This window comes from Lysobacter niastensis (assembly GCF_015453285.1).
Lineage (GTDB): Bacteria > Pseudomonadota > Gammaproteobacteria > Xanthomonadales > Xanthomonadaceae > Lysobacter_J > Lysobacter_J niastensis.
Window position 1 is genome coordinate 5,001 of the sequence record NZ_JADLZT010000015.1, and the last position, 1,069, is coordinate 6,069.

General features: G+C 58.8%; 1 protein-coding gene and 2 rRNA genes (1 of these 3 running past the window's edge). 2 read left to right on the forward strand and 1 reads right to left on the reverse strand.

The annotated features are described in order from the left end of the window. Both IU514_RS18865 and rrf read left to right on the forward strand, forming a co-directional pair. A 23S ribosomal RNA gene (locus tag IU514_RS18865) occupies nucleotides 1-434 on the forward strand; it begins 2,446 nt to the left of the window's first position. A gap of 161 nt (nucleotides 435-595) precedes the next feature. Next, nucleotides 596-710 (forward strand): 5S ribosomal RNA (gene rrf / locus IU514_RS18870). A gap of 131 nt (nucleotides 711-841) precedes the next feature. Here the strand turns inward: rrf and IU514_RS18875 are convergent. Continuing rightward, a partial coding sequence (locus tag IU514_RS18875; RefSeq protein ID WP_194932703.1) for a 2OG-Fe dioxygenase family protein occupies nucleotides 842-1,069 on the reverse strand: 228 nt, incomplete at its 5' end.

The following is a 1,069-nucleotide window of genomic DNA, read 5'->3' on the forward strand; positions in this document are numbered from 1 at the left end:
GAGTTCATATCGACGGCGGTGTTTGGCACCTCGATGTCGGCTCATCACATCCTGGGGCTGTAGTCGGTCCCAAGGGTATGGCTGTTCGCCATTTAAAGTGGTACGCGAGCTGGGTTCAGAACGTCGTGAGACAGTTCGGTCCCTATCTGTCGTGGGCGTTGGAGATTTGAGAGGGGCTGCTCCTAGTACGAGAGGACCGGAGTGGACGAACCTCTGGTGTTCCGGTTGTCACGCCAGTGGCATTGCCGGGTAGCTACGTTCGGAAGCGATAACCGCTGAAAGCATCTAAGCGGGAAGCGCGCCTCAAGATGAGATCTCCCGGGAGCTCGACTCCCCTAAAGGAACCATCAAGACCAGGTGGTTGATAGGCAGGGTGTGTAAGTGCAGCAATGCATTGAGCTAACCTGTACTAATGATCCGTGTGGCTTGACCATATAACCTCAAGTGGCCTTGGACTCGACGACGCGTCGACGTTCAGACCAAAAGTTCGCTACAATCCCAACCTATACGCCGACGACGGCTTGCCGTCCGAAGCAACCCAACGAGAGCGTGTGCGCGACTCGGTTCATCGAGATCCGCGACCCTCCACCCTCTCCCTGGTGACAATAGCTGTGTGGAACCACCCGATCCCATCCCGAACTCGGAAGTGAAACGCACACGCGCCGATGGTAGTGTGGCTCAAGCCATGCAAGAGTAGGTCATCGCCAGGGGCTTTACCCCGAAAACCCCCAGCCAAAAGCTGGGGGTTTTCTTTTGCCCGAAGATAATCCCGGCAGCACGCACAGATAATCACCGGCAGACCGCTGCCGGCAATATTTTCAGGTTGCGCCCTCCGCCTGGATTACCTGGCGCGGTAGGTCACCACCAGCACGTCGCGATGCGCCGGCCGGGTCGGGTCTTCCGCAGTGACCGCGGTGACCCCATGGAACACCCGCGAATCGTCGACCAGCGCCGCATCCAGCGCCTGCGTCAGCGTGAAGCTGCCCAGTTGCCGCCCCTGATCATCGTGGATCGTCGTCGTGCCGCTGAGAATGTTGGACCGGTCGATCAGCAGGACCAGGACGTAGTC